The sequence below is a fragment of the Brachybacterium halotolerans subsp. kimchii genome (genome assembly GCF_020792675.1).
In the GTDB taxonomy this organism is placed as follows: domain Bacteria; phylum Actinomycetota; class Actinomycetes; order Actinomycetales; family Dermabacteraceae; genus Brachybacterium; species Brachybacterium halotolerans.
Genome location: NZ_CP086254.1, coordinates 107,636 through 126,060 on the forward strand (window position 1 = coordinate 107,636; position 18,425 = coordinate 126,060).

12 protein-coding genes and 1 tRNA gene are annotated in these 18,425 nt (G+C 72.0%); 8 read left to right on the top strand and 5 right to left on the bottom strand.

The genetic code is table 11. The annotated features are described in order from the left end of the window. Nucleotides 1–25: 25 nt before the first annotated feature. The 4 genes from Bra3105_RS00515 to Bra3105_RS00530 all read right to left on the bottom strand — a co-directional run bounded on the left by Bra3105_RS00515 (nucleotide 26) and on the right by Bra3105_RS00530 (nucleotide 6,720). A complete protein-coding gene (locus Bra3105_RS00515; protein WP_228358164.1) occupies nucleotides 26–703 on the bottom strand; it encodes a GDSL-type esterase/lipase family protein in 678 nt (225 codons plus the stop codon). A gap of 12 nt (nucleotides 704–715) precedes the next feature. Further along, a complete protein-coding gene (locus tag Bra3105_RS00520) occupies nucleotides 716–4,645 on the bottom strand; it encodes a multifunctional oxoglutarate decarboxylase/oxoglutarate dehydrogenase thiamine pyrophosphate-binding subunit/dihydrolipoyllysine-residue succinyltransferase subunit (protein WP_228358165.1) in 3,930 nt (1,309 codons plus the stop codon). Between the two features lie 189 nt (nucleotides 4,646–4,834). After that, nucleotides 4,835–5,863: a HAMP domain-containing sensor histidine kinase gene (locus tag Bra3105_RS00525; protein ID WP_200501006.1), complete on the bottom strand. Its 1,029-nt coding sequence runs from the start codon at nucleotides 5,861–5,863 to the stop codon at nucleotides 4,835–4,837. A gap of 47 nt (nucleotides 5,864–5,910) precedes the next feature. Then, nucleotides 5,911–6,720 (bottom strand): response regulator transcription factor, encoded by an 810-nt coding sequence (locus Bra3105_RS00530; RefSeq protein ID WP_228358166.1) that lies wholly within the window; start codon nucleotides 6,718–6,720, stop codon nucleotides 5,911–5,913. A gap of 192 nt (nucleotides 6,721–6,912) precedes the next feature. Here Bra3105_RS00530 and Bra3105_RS00535 point away from each other — a divergent pair, with 192 nt between their 5' ends. From Bra3105_RS00535 to Bra3105_RS00555, 5 genes are all read left to right on the top strand, one after another. Beyond that, complete coding sequence (locus Bra3105_RS00535; protein ID WP_228358167.1) at nucleotides 6,913–8,280, top strand: hemolysin family protein; 1,368 nt, start codon at nucleotides 6,913–6,915, stop codon at nucleotides 8,278–8,280. Then, entirely contained in the window at nucleotides 8,277–9,329 is a 1,053-nt protein-coding gene (locus tag Bra3105_RS00540) for a hemolysin family protein (RefSeq protein WP_228358168.1), read from the top strand. The genes Bra3105_RS00535 and Bra3105_RS00540 overlap by 4 nt, the downstream gene beginning before the upstream one ends. A 275-nt stretch (nucleotides 9,330–9,604) precedes the next feature. Beyond that, nucleotides 9,605–10,387, top strand: a complete 783-nt coding sequence (locus tag Bra3105_RS00545) for a M23 family metallopeptidase (RefSeq protein WP_228358169.1) — start codon at nucleotides 9,605–9,607, stop codon at nucleotides 10,385–10,387. 46 nt (nucleotides 10,388–10,433) lie between these two features. Beyond that, nucleotides 10,434–11,498, top strand: coding sequence for a tRNA (adenosine(37)-N6)-threonylcarbamoyltransferase complex transferase subunit TsaD (gene tsaD, locus Bra3105_RS00550; RefSeq protein ID WP_228358170.1), 1,065 nt, complete (start codon nucleotides 10,434–10,436; stop codon nucleotides 11,496–11,498). A gap of 105 nt (nucleotides 11,499–11,603) precedes the next feature. Beyond that, nucleotides 11,604–11,676, top strand: a tRNA-Arg gene (locus Bra3105_RS00555). 79 nt (nucleotides 11,677–11,755) lie between these two features. Here Bra3105_RS00555 and Bra3105_RS00560 read toward each other — a convergent pair. Further along, nucleotides 11,756–14,017: a bifunctional alpha,alpha-trehalose-phosphate synthase (UDP-forming)/trehalose-phosphatase gene (locus Bra3105_RS00560; protein WP_228358171.1), complete on the bottom strand. Its 2,262-nt coding sequence runs from the start codon at nucleotides 14,015–14,017 to the stop codon at nucleotides 11,756–11,758. Between the two features lie 433 nt (nucleotides 14,018–14,450). Between Bra3105_RS00560 and lysA the strand changes: the two genes are divergently transcribed. The 3 genes from lysA to thrC all read left to right on the top strand — a co-directional run bounded on the left by lysA (nucleotide 14,451) and on the right by thrC (nucleotide 18,417). Next, nucleotides 14,451–15,863: a diaminopimelate decarboxylase gene (gene lysA, locus Bra3105_RS00565; protein ID WP_228358172.1), complete on the top strand. Its 1,413-nt coding sequence runs from the start codon at nucleotides 14,451–14,453 to the stop codon at nucleotides 15,861–15,863. A 165-nt stretch (nucleotides 15,864–16,028) separates the two neighbouring features. Beyond that, a complete protein-coding gene (locus Bra3105_RS00570; protein ID WP_228358173.1) occupies nucleotides 16,029–17,354 on the top strand; it encodes a homoserine dehydrogenase in 1,326 nt (441 codons plus the stop codon). Between the two features lie 4 nt (nucleotides 17,355–17,358). Beyond that, nucleotides 17,359–18,417 carry a threonine synthase gene (gene thrC, locus Bra3105_RS00575; protein WP_228358174.1) on the top strand — a complete coding sequence of 353 codons (1,059 nt, stop codon included), beginning with the start codon at nucleotides 17,359–17,361 and terminating at the stop codon, nucleotides 18,415–18,417. Nucleotides 18,418–18,425: the final 8 nt, after the last annotated feature.

Below are 18,425 nucleotides of genomic sequence, written 5' to 3' on the forward strand. Positions count from 1 at the left end.
ATTCTGTCACAGGGGATCGGCTGGTTCAGTCGGAGGTGCCCAGGAAGCGACCGAAGCCACCATGCAGGACCAGCCAGGCCATGAGGCCGTAGCCGGTCTGCCCGGGGTGGTCGGCGCCGCTGCGGGCGAGGTCCGAGGACCACTGCTCGTGACCCTCGAGGGACCGCACGGTGTCCACGTAGGGCACGCGGCGCCGCGCGCACACGTCGTCGAAGGCCCCGGAGAGCTCGACGAGGTCGGCGGTGCGCGCACGATCGGCGCTGGGCGGCGGGCCGACGACGAACGCCGGGATCCGCAGCCGCTCGAGGCCGTCGAGGACCTTGGCGAGGTTCAGGCGCGAACGGGCCAGCGAGATGCCGGCGTCGACGTCCCCGCCGCCCAGGCCCAGCACCACGCGGTGCTCCACGGTGCCCTGGGCGAGGCCCTCGGCGTCGGTGCGCAGACGCACCTCCTCGTCCCAGCGCTCCGAGAGATCTGCCGAGGTCTCCGACGGCACCGCGCTCGTGTACAGCTCGACCCGCGGCCTCGGCCCCTGCTCCTTGGCGACGGCCCGGCCGAGCCAGCCGAGCGCGCGTGCGTCGCCCACGCCGGCGAGGAGCTCCTCGCCGAGGGCCACCACGCGGATCGGCCTGTCGCTCGCGGGGGCGGGGCTGGCCGGGACGGTCCGCTGGACCGGGACCGAGCGGGGGGCGGGCTGTTCCACGTCGTCTCCTCGTCAGTTCTGCAGTGCCTGCGCGACCAGGGTCTCCTGCTCGGCCTTGTGGGTCTTGGCGGACCCGGTGGCCGGCGAGGCGGAGGCCGGTCGCGCCACGACCTGCAGGGTACGCCCCACGGCGGCAGGGAAGTTCAGGGCCATGAAGCCCCAGGCCCCCTGGTTCAGCGGCTCCTCCTGCACCCAGACGAGGTCGGCATCGGGGTAGGCGGAGAGCGTCTCGCGCAGCTCCTCCTCCGGCAGCGGGTAGTACTGCTCGAGGCGCACGATCGCGACGTCGTCGATGCCCTGCTTCTCCCGTGCGGCGACGAGCTCCCAGTAGAACTTCCCGCTGGTCAGCAGGACCTTCTTGGCCTTCGAGGGCTCCACGGTGCGATCCGGGAGCACGGGCTCGAAGGTGCCCGAGGTGAAGTCCTCGACGGAGCTCACGGCGGCCTTGTTGCGCAGCATCGACTTCGGGGTGAAGACGATGAGCGGCTTGCGCGGCTCGGTGCGGGCCTGGCGGCGCAGCAGGTGGAAGTAGCTCGCCGGCGTCGAGGGCATCGCCACACGCATGTTCTCCTCGGCGCACAGCACGAGGAAGCGCTCGATGCGGGCGGAGGAGTGGTCCGGGCCCTGGCCGTCGTAGCCGTGGGGGAGGAGCATCACGACGGAGGACTGCTGTCCCCACTTCTGCTCGGAGGAGGAGACGAACTCGTCGATGATGGTCTGCGCCCCGTCGACGAAGTCGCCGAACTGGGCCTCCCACAGCACCAGGGCGTTCGGGCTCTCCACGGAGTAGCCGTACTCGAAGCCGAGCGCCGCGAACTCGGAGAGCGAGGAGTCGTAGACGTTGAACCGCGCCTGGTCCTCGCTCAGGTGCAGCAGCGGGGTGAACGTGTCCTGGTTCAGGGAGTCGATGAGCACGCTGTGGCGCTGCACGAAGGTGCCGCGGCGCGAGTCCTGGCCGGCCAGGCGCACGCGCGTGCCCTCCATGAGCAGGGAGCCGAAGGCCAGCAGCTCGCCGTAGGCCCAGTCGATGCTGCCGCTGCGGGACATCTCCCGGCGCTTCTCGAGCAGGCCCGTGAGCTTCGGGTAGACGGTGAAGCCCTCGGGCGCGGCCATGTGGGCGTCGCCGATGCGCTCGAGCACCGAGGCGGAGACGGCGGTCGCCGAGGGCACCACGATCTCGCCGGTGTGCTGCGAGCTGGGCAGGTCCAGGCCGTGCACCGAGTTCTTCGGATCGGCCTCGCTGCTGGCGTTGCGGGCATCGGCGAAGGCCTGGTCCAGGTGCTGCTGGAAGTTCTTCACCAGGGCGCCGGTCTCGTCCTCGGTGAGGTCGCCGCGCTCGATGAGGGAGTCCGTGTAGAGCTTGCGGACGGACGGGCGGTCCTTGATGAGGTTGTACATGAGCGGCTGCGTCATGGCCGGATCGTCGCCCTCGTTGTGGCCGCGGCGGCGGTAGCAGATCATGTCGATGACCACGTCGCGGTGGAACTTCTCGCGGTAGGCGAAGGCGATCTCGGCGACCCGCACGCAGGCCTCGGGATCGTCGCCGTTGACGTGGAAGACCGGCAGCTGCGTGGTCTTCGCGGCGTCGCTCGAGTAGAACGACGAGCGCGAGGAGTCCGGCAGCGTGGTGAAGCCGATCTGGTTGTTGATGATCACGTGGACGGTGCCGCCGGTGCGGTAGCCGCGCAGCTCCGAGAGGTTCAGGGTCTCGGTGACCACGCCCTGGCCGGCGAAGGCGGCGTCGCCGTGGATGAGGATCGGCAGCACGGGGAAGTCGGTGACCCGCTCGAGCTGGTCCTGCTTGGCGCGCACGATGCCCTCGAGCACGGGGTTCGCGGCCTCGAGGTGCGAGGGGTTCGCCGCGAGGTACACCTTGGTGGTGGTGCCGTCCTCGGCGGTGAAGGTGCCCTCGGTGCCCAGGTGGTACTTGACGTCGCCCGAGCCCAGGCCGCCCGAGGAGCCGTCGAACTCCTGGAAGATCTGGCCGAAGCTCTTGCCGGCGAGGTTCGAGAGCACGTTGAGGCGGCCGCGGTGGGCCATGCCGATGCAGACCTCCGCGATGTCGCCGTGGGCGGCGTCGGAGAGGATCGAGTCCAGCAGCGGGATCACGGACTCGCCGCCCTCGAGGCTGAAGCGCTTCTGGCCCACGAACTTGGTCTGCAGGAACGTCTCGAACGCCTCGGCGGCGTTGAGGCGGTCCATGATGTGGGTGACCTGGTCCTTGTCGTACTGCTTCTTGGGCGACTCGAACTGCTCCTGGATCCAGAGGCGCTCCTCCGGATCGGCGATGTGCATGTACTCCACGCCCACGGTGCGGCAGTACGCGTCGCGCAGGATCCCGAGGATGTCGCGGAGGGTGGCCTCCTTGCGGCCGCCCAGCCCGCGGGTCGGGAAGGTGCGATCGAGGTCCCACAGGGTCAGACCGTAGGTCTGCACGTCCAGGTCGGGGTGGGTGCGCACGCGGTACTGCAGCGGGTCGGTGTCGGCCATCAGGTGGCCGCGCACGCGGAAGGCATGGATGAGGTCCATGACGTGCGCGAGCTTCTCGGCCTCGGTGTCGTGCAGCGGGTTGTCGGCGACCCAGCGCACGGGCTCGTAGGGGATCCGCAGGGAGGCGAAGACGCGGTCGTAGAAGCCGTCCTTGCCCAGGAGCTTGTCGGCCATCTTCTTGAGGAACTCGCCGGAGGCGGCGCCCTGGATGATCCGGTGGTCGTAGGTCGAGGTCAGCGTCATGACCTTCGAGACCGCGAGCTCGGCGAGGGTGGCCTGGCTCGCGCCCTGGAACTCCGCGGGGTAGTCCATCGCGCCGACGCCGACGATCGTGCCCTGACCGGACATCAGGCGCGGGATCGAGTGGACGGTGCCGATGCCGCCGGGGTTCGTCAGGGTCACGGTGGTGCCGGTGAAGTCGTCCATCGTGAGCTTGCCGGCGCGGGCGCGCTTGACGACCTCCTCGTAGCTCGCCCAGAAGCTGAAGAAGTCCAGCTGCTGCGCGGCCTTGATCGACGGGACCACGAGGGAGCGCGAGCCGTCGGGCCGGGGCATGTCGATCGCGAGGCCGAAGTTCACGTCCTCGCGCTGGAGCAGGAGCGGCTTGCCCTTCTCGTCGACGTCGAAGCCGTTGTTCATGTCGGGCATCTCGGTGATGGCCTCGACCATGGCCCAGCCGATGAGGTGGGTGAAGGAGACCTTGCCGCGGCGGTTCCGCTTGAGGTGGTTGTTGATCACGATGCGGTTGTCGAACAGCAGCTTGACCGGGACGTCGCGCACGGACGTCGCCGTGGGCACCGTGAGCGACTCGTCCATGTTCCGCACCACGGCGGCGGCCGGGCCGCGCAGCTTGGTCGGGACGGGCTCGGTGAACTCGCGCTCGGGGATGGTCGAGCTCGGGGTGGTGGACCGCATCGGCCGGTCGGAGGTGTCGGAGACCTTCGCGGCGGGAGCGTCGTTCACGGCAGGGGAGTCCTTCGCAGAAGAGGGTGCGGTCGGGGAGGCGTCGGCGGATGCGGACCGGGCGGCGCCGACGGGCGCGGACGACGGGGTCGGCTCGGGCGCCGGGGCCGACGCGGGCTTCGTGGCCGGCGCCGCGGGGGCGGGCTCCTCGGCGGGAGCAGCGGCGGTTGCAGCCGTCGCGGGATCGGGCGCGGGCTTCGTCGCCTGCGCTGCCGCGGGGGGCTGCTCGGAGGGAGCGGGCTGCTCGGACGGAGCAGGCTGCTCCGAGGGAGCGGGTGCGTCCTCGGCGGAGGACGACGAGGAACCGGACGCGGATGCCGGGGCGCTCGGGGTCTGCTGCGCGCGTGAGCGGAAGAACTCTGCCCAGCTCGGATCGACGCTCGAGGGGTCGGCCTTCCACTGCTCGTGGAGCTCGTCCACCAGCCACTGGTTGGGCCCGAACTCGGGCTCCTCGTCAACGGAATCGGAGAGGGGTGTCTTCTGTGACACTCTGCGATCGCCAACCTTCATGAAAATCGAATGGAGCGGACTGGTCCACCCTAACCGAGGGGAGGGGCCCCCGCGCCCATGAAGTGGGCATCCGCGCACCCATGACGGAGGGGTAGATCACCTCCGGCGCGAGCGGCCGGAGCCGACGGCACCCGGAGGGCCCGGCGACCGCGTCCGCGGAGGCGGGGATCAGCGGTCGGGGAGCGTCAGGCGGATCGCCGAGGAGCGGTCCGGGTCCGTGTGCGGGCGCGGATCGTCGATCACCTGGATCCGCCCGCCGTGCAGCTCGACCGCCCAGCGGGCGATCGCGAGGCCCAGGCCGGTGCCGCCGGATCCGTCGTCGGTGCCCCCGCCGTGCTGGAAGCGCTCGAAGACGCGCTCGCGGTCGGCGCGGGCGATGCCCGGGCCCTCGTCGCGCACCTCGATGAGCACGCCGTCGTCGGCGGCCGTGCGCTCGGCGCGCACGCGCACCCTGCCGTCGGGCGGGGAGTGGCGGGACGCGTTGTCCAGGAGGTTCGCGATGACCTGGCGGATGCGGGCGGCGTCGGCCGCGGCGGTGAGGTCGGCGGGGTCGACCTCGACGACCCAGCGCAGCTCGCGACCGCGGGCCCGGGCGCCCAGGTCCGCGGCGTCGACCGCCTCGTGGAGGAACGGGGTGAGGGCGACCTGCTCGACGTCGATGTCGATCACGCCGGCGTCGATCCGCGAGAGGTCCAGGAGGTCGTCGACGAGGTCGGAGAGGCGCTCGGTCTCCCCGAGCGCGACCTCGAGCGCGGCCGGATCGGGGTCGGTGACGCCGTCCACGATGTTCTCGAGCTGGGCGCGCAGCCCCGCCACGGGAGTGCGGAGCTCGTGCGAGACGTTCGCCACGAGGTCGCGCCGGACCTTGTCGGTGACCTGCAGCTCGGTGGCCATGCGGGTGAAGGCCTCGGCGAGCTGGCCCACCTCGTCGCGGCTCGAGGCCTCGATGCGCTGGGAGTAGTCCCCACGGGCCATGGCGCGCGCGGCGCGGGTCATCTGGCGCAGCGGGGAGGTCATGCCGCGCGCGAGGACCTGGGTGACCGCGAGCGCCGCGAGCACCACGAGCGGCAGGGTGAGCAGGGGATGCAGGTTCGCGGCGAGGCTCAGCCAGGTGAGCACCACCGCCACGGTGACGCTCACGGCGACCAGCACGCCGAGCTTGACCTTGAACGAGCGCAGCTGGTCCAGCGGCCGCACCTCGAGGTTCTCGAGCGACTCCTGGACCGCCGCGCGGCTCGGGCGCCTCAGGAGGACCGCCCCGACTCGTGGACCCCGTGCCCGTCGGACCCGAGCCCGTCGGGCTCCGGCTCGTCCTCGTCATCGGGCAGCTCGAGCGCGTAGCCGACGCCGTGGACGGTGCGCACGAGGTCCGCGCCGAGCTTGCGGCGCAGCGCCTTGACATGGGAGTCGACCGTGCGGGTGCCCGTCGCATCCACCCAGTCCCAGACGTCCGCGAGCAGCTGCTCGCGCGTGAGCACGGTGCCGGGCGCGTTCGCCAGGCACAGCAGCAGGTCGAACTCGGTGGGGGTGAGGTGTGCGGGCGCGCCGGCGCGGGTGACGCGGTGCGCGGCCCGGTCGATGACCAGGTCGCCCAGCTGCAGCACGGCGGGCGCGTCGCCGACGCCCCCGGTCCCGACCTCGGGGGCCGCCGTGGCCCGGCGCACCCGTCGCAGCAGCGCCTTCAGGCGCGCGACGAGCTCGCGCATCGAGAACGGCTTGGTCATGTAGTCGTCGGCCCCGACGCCGAGGCCCACGAGCATGTCGGTCTCGTCGTCGCGCGCGGTGAGCATGAGCACCGGGACCGGGTCCTCCGCCTGGATCCGACGGCACACCTCGAGGCCGTCGAAGCCCGGGAGCATCACGTCCAGGACCACGACGTCGGGCGTGGCCTCGCGCACGGCGGCGACGCCCGAGGGGCCGTCGAGCGCGGTCGAGACCTCCCAGCCCTCGGCGGTCAGGCGGTCGGCGATCGCGCGGGTGATGGTGGGCTCGTCCTCGACGACGACCACGCGGGTCGGGCGGCTCGCGCTCTCGGTCTCGGCAGGCTTCGACATGGCGTCACTGTAACCGCGCGGCCCTGCACACGACCCCGTCGGACCCTGGACGCTCCCTGCGCCCGCGCGCACGCGCTCCTATACACTCGGTGCCACTATGAGCGATTCGCCCGTGCCGAGTACCGGTGCGCGCACCCGGACGGACACTGTGCCGCGGATGCGCGCCCTCCCCGCCCGTGGGGAGATCACCCGATGACCTGGATCCTGCTCGCAGCAGGGATCGTCCTCACGCTGGGCACGGCGGTGTTCGTCGCCTCCGAGTTCTCGCTCGTGGCCCTCGACCGCCACACGGTCGAGAAGGCCCGCGACGGCGGGGACAAGCGCGCCGGCGGCGTGCTCCACGCCCTCACGCACCTCTCCACGAACCTCTCCGGCGCCCAGCTGGGCATCACCATCACCACCCTGCTGTTCGGCTTCGCCGTCCAGGACCCGCTGGCCGGGCTGCTCACCCCCCTCGCCCGGGCCGCGGGCCTCGGCGAGGACGTCGCGGTCCCCGTCTCGGTGGTCGTCGCGATGGTCATCGCCTACGCCTTCTCGATGATCTTCGGGGAGCTCGTGCCCAAGAACCTCGCGATCGCCACGCCGATGGGCACCGCGCGCATCGTCGCCCCGATCCAGCACGGCTTCACGATGGTCTTCAAGCCGCTGATCGCCGTGTTCAACGCGACCGCGAACGCCGTGCTGCGCCTGGTGAACATCGAGCCCCAGGAGGAGCTCTCGGCCGCCCGCTCTCCCGCGGAGCTCGAGTCCCTCGTGCGCCACTCGGCGCGCGCCGGCACCCTCGACGAGGGCACCGCGGTGCTGCTCTCCCGCACCCTCCAGCTCGGCGACCGCGAGGCGGGCGACGTGCTCACCCACCGCGGCGCCATGGTGAGCGTCGCGGCGGACACCAGCGCCCAGGAGGTGCTCGAGCTCTCCCGCACCACGGGCCACTCGCGCTTCCCCGTCACCGATGGCGGCGAGGACGACATCGTGGGCGTCGTCCAGGTGCGCCAGGCCGTCGCGGTCCCGCGACCCGAGCGCTCGCGCACCCCCGCGAGCGAGCTCATGGCCGAGATCCCGCGGGTGCCGGAGACGGTGCCGCTGGACGACCTGCTGATCGACCTGAGGGACGTCGGCGCGCAGCTGGCCGTCGTCGTCGACGAGTACGGAGGCACCTCCGGCATCGTCACCCTCGAGGACGTCATCGAGGAGATCGTCGGCGAGGTGAGCGACGAGCACGACGACGACGAGCCCGAGCGGTTCCTGCCCGACGGCGAGGACGGCTGGAGCGTCAGCGGCCTCATGCGGCCCGACGAGATCCGCCGCGAGCTCGGCGTGCGCGTGCCCGAGTCCGCCGACTACGACACCCTGGGCGGCCTCGTCATGGACAACCTCCACCGGGTCCCCGCGGCGGGTGACGTCGTGGACGTCGCCGGCCTGCGCCTCGAGGTTCTCGAGATGGACGGACGGCGCGTGGACCAGGTGCGGCTGCGCGCCACCGACCCCGCGGCGCTCGTGCGCCGCGAGGAGGAGAACGAGGACGAGAGCGCCGACGAGCGGAAGGCGGACCACCGATGAGCGACACCGCCGCCCTGGTCCTGGGCCTGGCCATGCTGCTCGGCAACGCCTTCTTCGTGGGTGCCGAGTTCGCCGTGATGAGCGCGCGCCGTAGCCAGCTCGAGCCCCTCGTCGAGGCCGGTCGCCCGGGCGCGAAGACCGCGCTCTGGGCCGTCGAGCACGTCTCCGTGATGCTCGCCGCCGCCCAGTTCGGCGTGACCGTCTGCTCGGTCACCCTGGGCGCCGTCGCCGAGCCCGCGATCGCGCACTTCCTCGAGCCGCTGCTCGAGCACCTCTCGGTGCCCGCCGTGCTCACCCACCCGATCGCCTTCGTGGTGGCCCTGCTGATCGCCTCGTACCTGCACGTGGTCTTCGGCGAGATGGTCCCCAAGAACATCTCGATCGCGGTGCCCGTGGGCGCGGTGCTGGTGCTCGCCACCCCGCTCGCGCTCGTGGCGCGCGTGTTCACGCCGGTGATCTGGGTGCTCAACCACACCGCGAACATGATCCTGCGCCTCCTGGGCGTCCAGCCCAAGGACGAGGTCGAGTCGCGCTTCACCGCCGAGGAGATCTCCGCGATCGTGGACGAGTCCCGCCGCGAGGGCCTCCTCGAGGACGAGCAGGGACTCCTGCAGGGCGCCATCCAGTTCTCCGACCGCACCGCCGGGGACGTCATGGTCCCCATGGCCGACGTCGTCACCGTCACCTACGACGTCACGCCGGGCCAGATCGAGCAGATCGTCGCGACCACGGGATTCAGCCGCATCGGGGTGCGCAACGACGCGGGCGATCTGGTGGGCTACGTCCACCTCAAGGACGTGCTGCTGCCGGCGGACGCCCCCGAGGAGGACTACGACCGGCCGATCCACCCCGGGATCGTGCGCGCCGTGGTCTCCGTGGCCGACGACGACGAGATCGAGGAGGCCCTGCGCGCCATGCAGTACAACGGCGCGCACCTGGCCCGCGTCGACGCCCCGACCTCGCGCAGCGTGGGCGCCGTGTTCCTCGAGGACGTCCTGGAGGAGCTTGTGGGAGAGGTCAAGGACGTCATGCAGCGCAGCCGGGCCTGACGTCCGGCCTGACCGCCCGACCTGACGCCCGGTCCGGCGCCCGTGCGCCGAGGTGACCGACACGACACGCGGCCTGCGAGGCGGGTCAAGGGTCTTTACCCGCCCGTGGGGCGGGGCAAAGGTTCGGTAATGAGGTCGCTTCCCGTGACGTCGGACCTCTCTGACCTGGGTACCTTGGAGCGCGTTGTTCGGCGACGCGTCCTTCCCCGTCCGGCGTCGCACCCCGGGCACTCACCAGGACTCTGCGTCTCCGACCCCCCTCCAGGAGCTCCATCGTGGCGAATCATCGCGCCCTCGGCCGGGCACACGTCCGGACGCTGCGCACAGGCAGCGCCTCCCATCGTGACTCGGCAGTGCAGGCCGGTGTGCTGAAGGTCGGCGTGCTCGGCGCGCTCGCGACCGCCACCATCGCCTTCCCCCTCGCGTCCGCGAGCGCGGGCGGCCAGTCCGCTCCGCTGCCCACCATCAACGGCGGCCAGTCCGCCGCGCAGGCGAAGGCCGCGAGCACCCAGCTCGCCCCGGTCTCCATCGCCACGGCCACCGCGGGCTCCGACGCGAAGGGCGCCGACGGCGCGTCGAGCGCGTCGTCCTCCCAGGAGACCACCGGTGACCTCTCCGTGGAGACCTCGCCCAATGCGGAGGCCATCGAGGCCCTCGGCGGCGAGTCCGACGAGGGCTTCATCCACCCGGTCAACGCCCGGATCACCTCCCCGTACGGCGAGCGCGTCCACCCGGTGCTGCACACGCGGATCATGCACGACGGCGTCGACTTCGGCGCGGCCTGCGGCACCGACGTGCGCGCCGCCGCCGCCGGAACCGTGGTCGCCGTCGAGCACAACTCGGCCTCCGGCAACCGCGTGAAGATCGACCACGGCGACGGCGTCATCACCGGCTACTACCACCTCTCCTCGTTCAAGACGAGCGTGGGCGCGAAGGTCGAGCAGGGCGACGTCATCGGGGAGGTCGGCTCGACCGGCCGCTCCACCGGCTGCCACCTGCACTTCGCGAAGATGGACGAGTCCGGCACCTACTCGAACCCGATGTCGCTGTTCAAGTGACCTCGATGCGCGCGGCAGCCCCCGCGACCTCCGACGGGAGGGTCCTGTGAGCACCGTCCCCGTCGTCCTGGGCGTCGAGTCCTCGTGCGACGAGACCGGCTTCGGGATCGTCAGCGACGGGGTCCTGCTCGGCCAGGGCCTCGCCTCGAGCGCCTCCCAGCACGCCGAGTTCGGGGGAGTGGTCCCCGAGATCGCGGCCCGCGCCCATCTCGAGGCGGCCGTCCCCACCCTGCGCATCGCCCTGCACGACGCGGGCGTCGAGCTGCGCGACATCACGCACGTCGCCGCGACCTCCGGTCCCGGTCTTGCGACCGCGGTGCACGTGGGACTGGCCGCCGCGAAGTCCGTCGCCTGGTCCCTCGGGGTCCCGCTGTACGGGGTGCACCACCTCGCCGGACATGCCGCGGCCGACACCCTCGAGCACGGCCCGCTGCCCGCGCAGTCGATCATCCTCATCGTCTCCGGCGGGCACACCTCGATCCTCCACGTGAAGGACCTGGTCGCCGACCCCATCGAGCACCTCGGCGACACCCTCGACGACGCCGCCGGCGAGGCCTTCGACAAGGTCTCGCGCCTGCTCGGCCTCGGCTACCCGGGCGGCCCCGCGATCTCGAAGGCGGCCGTCGGCGGGGACCCGGAGGCCTTCTCCTTCCCCCGCGCCATGCTGCGCCCGGGCGATCAGCCGTACGACTTCTCCTTCTCCGGGCTGAAGACGGCCGTGGCGCGCACCGTCGAGTCCCTCGAGCGAGTGGGCGAGCCGGTGCCTGTCGCGGACATCGCCGCCTCCTTCGAGCAGGCCGTCGTGGACGTCCTGGTCACCAAGGCGCTGCGCGCCGTCGAGGAGAAGGGACTCGACACCCTGGTCATCGTCGGGGGAGTCGCCGCCAACCAGCGGCTGCGCGCCGTCGCCCAGGAGCGCTGCGACGCCGCGGGCGTCGAGCTGCGCATCCCGCCGATCCGACTGTGCACCGACAACGGCGCGATGATCGCAGCGGTCGGCGACCTGCTGGTGCGCGGCGGCGCCTCGCCCAGCGGCCTGCAGATCGCCGCCGATCCCTCGGCCGTGCTCCACGGCGCGCAGCTGCCGCTGCCCGCGGGCTTCGCCATCTGAGCGGCCGGCGCCCTCCGGCGCCGCTGAGACCTGTGCCTCACTCGCGCCGCGCGCCCCGGCTCGGGGCGCGGACGACGGGGTCCTCGCGCTAGACTGTCACGGTCCGCCCGCGTAGCTCAGTGGATAGAGCGTCTGCCTCCGGAGCAGAAGGTCGTAGGTTCGAATCCTGTCGCGGGCACCGACGGAATCCCCGGTCGGAGACCTCTCGAGGTCACCTACCGGGGATTCCTGCATGCGAGGGAGTCGCGGCCCCGGGCTCACGCCTCGCCGGCGCGCAGCTCCAGCAGGCGTTCGAGGAGCTCGGCGACCGCGTCGGTGCCCTCGATGCGGAAGGCGGCGGCCGTGTCGCCGTCGCCCACCTTCACGCCCAGATCGCCGTCCTCGAGGATCGCGAAGACGTTCTCGTCGGTCACGTCGTCCCCGAGGTAGAGGATCGCGTCGGCCGCGGCGGCCCGGCCGAGCGCGCGCACGGCGGTGCCCTTGTGGGAGTCGACCACGGAGAACTCGACGACCTCCTTGCCCGGCGTGACGGTGACGTCGGGCAGCCCGCGCGCGAACTCGAGCGCGGCCTCGGTGGCGTTGCCCGCACCGCGGCCCTTCGCATTGCGTGTGTGCAGCACGGCGGAGGCGGGCTTGACCTCGACCTCCGCCCCGGGGTGCTGGTCGGCGATGTGCTGGAGGCGGCGCGCGATGGAGTCGCGCAGGTTCTGCCGGGTCTCGTCCATGGTCATCGTTCCCGCGTCCATGACGTCGGCGTGGAGGTCCGAGGGCAGGGCCCCGACCTCGGCGCCGTGCGAGCCGACGAGCGCGACGGAGCTGGGCATGCCCGCGTGGTGCTGGAGGTCCTCGAGCGCCCGCCCGGAGACGAGCGCGACGTTCACCCCGGACAGCTCGGTGAGCCCGCGGAGCGCGCCGATCGAGCGCGGGTTCGCCTGCACCGCGTCGCGGTCGGCGACGATCGGTGCGAGCACGCCGTCGAAGTCCGAGGCGACGAGGATGCGCGGGGTGTCGGCGAACGCCTCGAGCGCCGCGTCGAGCTGCGCGGCATCCGGGGACTCGGTCCCGGACAGCCGAATGATCGGGGCCGACGGGGGAGCGGGCTCGCCGACGGCCTCGAGCTCGTCGAGGAAGTGCTTCGCCCAGGACTGCACGTCGTGGTCGAGCACCTGCCGGCGCAGCGAGGTCATCATCTCCTCCTGCTCCTCCTCCGGCATGCTGAGCGCACGCAGCGCCGCGGACTTCAGCTCGTCGATGTCGTGCGGGTTCACCAGCAGGGCGGCGCGCAGCTCGTCGGCCGCGCCGGCGAACTCGGAGAGCACCAGCACGCCGCGCAGGTCGGGGCGCGAGGCGACGTACTCCTTGGCCACGAGGTTCATGCCGTCGCGCAGGGCGGTCACCAGCACCACGTCGGCCGCCATGTACAGCGCCGTCATGTCCCGGCGGTTGAAGGAGCGGTGCAGGTAGGAGATGGCCGGGCGGCCGATGGGGGCGTGGTCGCCGTTGATGCGGCCGACGGTCAGCTCGACCTCGTCGCGCAGCTGCCGGTAGGCGTCGACCCTCTCGCGCGAGGGCGTCGCGACCTGCACGAGGACGGTCTCGCGCGGGTCGATCGAGCCGTCGTTCAGCAGCTCGCCCCAGGCCTTGAGACGGTGGCGGATGCCCTTGGTGTAGTCGAGACGGTCCACGCCCAGCACGACCTTCTCGGGATCCCCGAGGTCGTGGCGCAGCTGGCGGGCGCGCTCCTGGATCTCGGGGTCGTCGGTCAGCGCGGTGACGGCTTGGGTGTCGAGAGAGATCGGGAAGGTCCCGGCGATCACGTCGCGCGGCTCGACCGCGCCGATCCCGGGCACCGTGACGGTGCGCTGGTCGACCTGGTAGCCCAGCAGGTGGCGCACCGAGGCGAGGAAGTTCAGGGTGTCGCTCTCGCGCTGGAAGCCCACGAGGTCCGCGCCCAGCAGTCCGCGCAGCACCTGGTTGCGCTTGGGCAGCTGGCTGAACAGCTCGACGGGCGGGAAGGGGATGTGGTTGAAGAAGCCGATGCGGACGTCGGGCCGCTCGGAGCGGATCATCTCGGGCACGAGCTGGAGCTGGTAGTCGTGCACCCAGATCGTGCCGCCGGGCGCGGTGACGGCGGCCGCGGCCTTCGCGAAGCGGCGGTTCGCGCTCACATAGGTGTCCCACCAGGTGCGGTGGTAGGCAGGGTCGACGATCACGTCGTGGTAGAGCGGCCAGAGCGTCCCGTTGGAGAAGCCCTCGTAGTACTTCTCGATGTCCGTCGCATCCAGGCTCACCGGGTACAGGTCCATGCCGTCGGCGCGGAACGGCTCGGGCGCCTCGCCCGGGGAGCCGGCCCAGCCCACCCAGGCGGCCGAGTCGACGTTCCGCATCACGCTCTCCATCGCGGTCACCAGACCGCCGGGGCTCGTCACCCATTCCGTGGCGCCGTCGGGAAGGGTCTTCGCGTCGACCGGGAGACGGTTGGCGACGACCACCAGATCGTGCAGTTCTTGCGATGCCACAGGGGCCTCCTGACGTGTGGGACGACACCGCCAGGCTATCAAGTGAGAGGGGTCACGAAGACCGCGCGACCTCGCGTCCGAAGCCTCGCCGAGGGCCCTGGCCGTGAGTGCGCCGGGTCGTCGCCGCCTCGGTCGCCACCAGGGGAGATGCCGGAGACGGCGCGAGCACGGGCGCGCGCCTCCTCACTGCGTGGACACGGCCAGCGAGCGCCCGTCCGCGCCGCATAGTGTTCGTCCTCGGGACCGCGTCCGCTCCGCGCGGACGCGCGGCCCCGGGAGCCCGGCCGGAGCCGCCGATCGCCATGTGCGGCGGGTCGTCGCATGCATCCGGCCGCCCTGCACGTCCGATCCCGAAGACCGATTCCGAAGACCGAGCCCGACGCTCGACGCCCGACGCCCGACGCCCGACGCCCGACCCAGGAGGCCACGCGCAATGCGAGCCCATGAAGCAGGAGCCCTGCACGGCAACGATGCCGCGCCCACCTGGCTGCCCTATCCCACCGATGTCAACACCCTGATCCCGGGCCTCTGGTCGAGCACCTGCGGGCGCGACGCGGACGGAGCCCTCGAGGTCGGCGGCGTGAGCGTCACGACGCTCGCCGAGGAGGTGGGCACCCCCGCCTTCGTGCTGGACGAGGACGACTTCCGTGATCGAGCCCGCGCCTTCCGCGACGCCTTCACCTCGGCCTTCGCTCCCCACGCCGGGGCCGACGTCTACTACGCCGGCAAGGCGTTCCTGTGCGGGGCCGTCGCCCGCTGGGTCGACGAGGACGGCCTGGGACTGGACGTCTGCACCGGCGGGGAGCTGGCCGTCGCGCTGCGCGCCGGATTCCCGACCGAGCGCATGGCCCTGCACGGCAACAACAAGTCCGATCGCGAGATCGCCCGGGCGCTCGAAGCGGGCGTGGGCCGCATCGTCATCGACTCCCTCGCCGAGGTCCGGCAGGCCGCGCGCGTGGCGTCCGAGCTGGGCGTGAGCGCGCACGTCATGCTGCGCGTGACCACCGGCGTCGAGGCGCACACCCATGAGTTCATCGCGACCGCCCACGAGGACCAGAAGTTCGGCCTCTCGATCACCTCCGGCGACGCCATGACGGCCGTGCGGGAGGTGCTCGCGAGCCCCGAGCTGGATCTCGTGGGCCTGCACTCCCACATCGGCTCCCAGATCTTCGACGTCGGCGGCTTCGAGGTCGCCGCCCGCCGCGTCCTCGACCTCGTCGCCCAGGTCCGCGAGGAGCTCGGGCACACCATCGAGCACCTCGACCTCGGCGGCGGCTTCGGCGTCATGTACAACACGCAGCACACGCCCTCGACGCCCGAGGACCTCGCGAGCGGCATCGCCGGGATCATCGAGAAGGAGTGCCACGAGCTCGAGCTCGAGGTCCCGCACGTGGCGTTCGAGCCCGGACGCGCGATCGCCGGGCCCTCGACCCAGACCCTGTACACGGTGGGCACCGTGAAGGACGTGCGCCTGGGCGGCCCGCACCACCGCGTGTACGTCTCGGTCGACGGCGGCATGAGCGACAACGTCCGCACGGCCCTGTACGACGCCGACTACTCGTGCCTGCTCGCCGGACGCGTCTCCGACGCCCAGCCCGAGGTGGTGCGCGTGGTCGGCAAGCACTGCGAGAGCGGCGACATCGTGGTCAAGGACGAGTACCTGCCCGCCGACGTGCAGCGCGGGGACCTCGTCTCGGTGCCCGTGACCGGCGCCTACTGCTACTCGCTGGCCTCGAACTACAACCACGTGCCGCGGCCCCCGGTGGTCGCGGTCAAGGACGGCCGATGGCGCACCCTCGTGCGACGCGAGAGCGAGGAGGACCTGCTCGCCCTCGACGTCGGCTGAGGGAGGCGGCGCCACCACGGCCGCCCCGCGCTCGACGCATACGGACACATGGCGACGCGTTCGCGACTCGGAGTTGGATACAGTTTCCTGAGCCCGCGGGCCCTCAAGGCCGCTGGCCACGCTGGAATCGCCCGTCGTCGCCCGGATTCTGCGGAAGGACCACTGATGACTGATCCCCTGCCCGACCACGCCCCGCTGCGGGTCGCCGTGCTCGGCGCCGGCACCGTCGGAGCCGACGTGCTGCGCGTCATCGGCACCAGCGGAGACGAGCTCGCGCACCGCATCGGCGCGCCGCTCGAGGTCACGGGAATCGCCGTGACGGACCTCGGCAAGGACCGCGGGGAGCACGTGGACCGCGCGCTGCTCACCGATGATCCGGCATCCGCGATCGCCGGCGCGGACATCGTCGTCGAGCTGATGGGCGGCATCGAGCCCGCCCGCACCCTGCTGCTCGAGGCCATGGCGCACGGCGCGAGCGTCGTGACCGCGAACAAGGCCCTGCTCGCGCAGGACGGCGTCGCCCTCTACGAGGCGGCCGACGCGAACGGCGTCGACCTGCACTTCGAGGCGGCCGTCGCCGGCGCGATCCCGCTGGTGCGGCCGATCCGCGAATCGCTCGCGGGCGACCGGATCGAGAAGGTGCTCGGCATCGTCAACGGCACCACGAACTACGTCCTCGACGCGATGGCCCGCACCGGCGCCTCCTTCGACGACGCCCTGGCCAACGCCCAGGAGCTCGGCTACGCCGAGGCGGACCCGACGGCCGACGTCGAGGGCCACGACGCCGCCGCGAAGGCCTCGATCCTCGCCTCCCTCGCCTTCCACACCCGCGTGGGCATGCAGGACGTGCACTGCGAGGGCATCACGTCGGTGACCGCCGCCGACATCGCCGCCGCCTCCCGCATGGGGCGCACGATCAAGCTGCTCTCGATCGTCGAGCGGGTCGAGGAGGAGGGCGAGGAGCGCGTCTCCGCGCGGGTCTACCCGGCGATGCTCCCCGACAGCCACCCGCTCGCCTCGGTGTCCGAGGCGTACAACGCGGTGTTCGTCGAGGCCGAGGCCGCCGGCTCCCTCATGTTCTACGGGCAGGGCGCGGGCGGCGCGCCCACGGCCTCCGCGGTCCTGGGCGACCTCGTGACCGTCGCCCGCCAGCGCGTGCACGGCGGCGTCGGCCCGCGCGAGTCGCGCTACGCGGACCTCGGGATCATCCCGGTCGACGCGCTGCGCAACGCCTTCTACGTCTCCCTCACCGTGCAGGACAAGCCCGGCGTGCTCGCCGAGGTCGCCGGCACCCTGTCCTCCCACGGCATCTCGATCTCGACGATCCATCAGGAGACGGAGCCGGCCGAGGAGGGCGAGCACGAGCGCGCGCGCATCGGCATCGCCACCTACCGGGCGCTCGAGTCCGCGATGGACTCCGCCCTGGACGACCTGGACAGCTCCGGCGCCGTCCTCACGATCGATTCCGTGATCCGCCTCGAAGGAGAATGACCCGATGGCACACCAGTGGCGCGGCGTGCTCGCCGAGTACCGCGAGCACCTCCCGTTCTCCGACGAGGACACCCTGCTGACCCTCGGCGAGGGCGGCACGCCCCTCGTCCACTCGCCGACCCTCTCCCGCACGGTCGGGGCCGACGTCCACGTCAAGGTCGAGGGCATGAACCCCACGGGCTCCTTCAAGGACCGCGGCATGGTCTCCGCCATGTCCCGCGCCGTGTCCGATGGGGCGAAGTCCGTGGTCTGCGCCTCGACGGGCAACACCAGCGCCTCGGCCGCCGCCTACGCGACGCGCGCCGGGATCACCTGCGCCGTGCTGCTGCCGCAGGGCAAGATCGCCGCCGGCAAGCTCGCCCAGGCCGTCGTCCACGGGGCGAAGCTCATCCAGGTCGAGGGCAACTTCGACGACTGCCTCGAGATCGCCCGCAAGCTCGACGCCGCCCACCCCGTGGAGCTCGTGAACTCCGTGAACCCCTTCCGGCTCCAGGGCCAGAAGACCGGCGCCTTCGAGGTCTGCGACGCGCTCGGCAAGGCGCCGGACATCCACATCCTTCCCGTGGGCAACGCGGGGAACATCTCCGCCTACTGGATGGGGTACACCGAGTACCGCGACAAGGGCATCACCGGCTCCGCCCCCGCCATGTGGGGCTTCCAGGCCGAGGGCGCCGCGCCCTTCAAGGCCGGCCGCCCCATCACCGATCCCGAGACGGTCGCCACCGCGATCCGCATCGGCGCCCCCGCCTCCTGGAGCCTCGCCGTCGCGGCGCGCGACGACTCGGGCGGGCTCATCGACGCCGTCTCCGACGACCAGATCCTCGATGCGCAGGCGCTGCTCGCGGGCGAGGTCGGCATCTTCGTCGAGCCCGCCTCGGCCGCGGGCGTCGCCGGGCTCCTCCAGCAGGCCGAGAAGGGGCTCGTGCCCCGCGGTGCGACCATCGCGATCACCGTCACCGGCAACGGGCTCAAGGACATCGACACCGCGCTGACCCGCCAGGACCTGACCCCGACCGTCATCCCGGTCGACGTCGAGGCCGCGGCCGACGCGATGGGGCTGTGAGCCGCCCG

Bases quoted from the DNA above. Each gene is read 5' to 3' on its own strand.
- Bra3105_RS00530 (WP_228358166.1), bottom strand. From the start codon at position 6,720: ATGTCGAAGCCTGCCGAGACCGAGAGCGCGAGCCGCCCGACCCGCGTG.
- Bra3105_RS00535 (WP_228358167.1), top strand. From the start codon at position 6,913: ATGACCTGGATCCTGCTCGCAGCAGGGATCGTCCTCACGCTGGGCACG.
- Bra3105_RS00540 (WP_228358168.1), top strand. From the start codon at position 8,277: ATGAGCGACACCGCCGCCCTGGTCCTGGGCCTGGCCATGCTGCTCGGC.
- lysA (WP_228358172.1), top strand. From the start codon at position 14,451: ATGCGAGCCCATGAAGCAGGAGCCCTGCACGGCAACGATGCCGCGCCC.
- Bra3105_RS00570 (WP_228358173.1), top strand. From the start codon at position 16,029: ATGACTGATCCCCTGCCCGACCACGCCCCGCTGCGGGTCGCCGTGCTC.
- thrC (WP_228358174.1), top strand. From the start codon at position 17,359: ATGGCACACCAGTGGCGCGGCGTGCTCGCCGAGTACCGCGAGCACCTC.